This window comes from Paenibacillus glacialis, assembly GCF_001637205.1.
Classification (GTDB): domain Bacteria; phylum Bacillota; class Bacilli; order Paenibacillales; family Paenibacillaceae; genus Paenibacillus_AQ; species Paenibacillus_AQ glacialis.
In genome coordinates this window covers 1-544 of the sequence record NZ_LVJH01000036.1, presented here as the reverse complement: position 1 = coordinate 544, position 544 = coordinate 1, and the positions used below count along the sequence as shown (strand labels likewise).

General features: G+C 42.5%; 1 rRNA gene. It reads left to right on the top strand.

Annotated features, from left to right (window positions below):
• Positions 1 to 349 precede the first annotated feature (349 nt).
• A 23S ribosomal RNA gene (locus PGLA_RS18045) occupies positions 350 to 544 on the top strand; the annotation flags it as partial.

Here is a 544-nt window from a genome sequence, read left to right as displayed (position 1 = left end):
CTATGGAGAATCGTTTCCTGCAACGGAAACATTCATATAAGAGTCAAGATAAGACTTGTGGGCCATAGAGCCTACGAATATTTCCTCACTCGTGTTCAGTTTTGAAAGAGCAATCTTTCAAAACGTTGTTTCTTTCGAGAAATAACTTTGATCCTTGAAAACTAGATAACGAACGAATTTGCAAGTAAGAAACGAACATTCTTTTTAACTAGTTTTGTTGACTTGTTAACGAAACTAAGTGTAAAAGTAGCAGTGAGTATTCAGTTTACTGAGTACAAGCTAATTGATATGCAAGTGTTTGGAAACTGAAGATCCTTCGGGTGAAACAGACGAGAAACAGGAGCATGATGGTTAAGCTACTAAGAGCACACGGAGGATGCCTAGGCGCTAGGAGTCGATGAAGGACGTGGCGAACAACGAAACTGCCTCGGGGAGCTGTAAGCAAGCTTTGATCCGGGGGTGTCCGAATGGGGAAACCCGGCTGTGGTAATACGCAGTCACTCACATCTGAATACATAGGAAATGTAGAGACAGACCAGGGGAA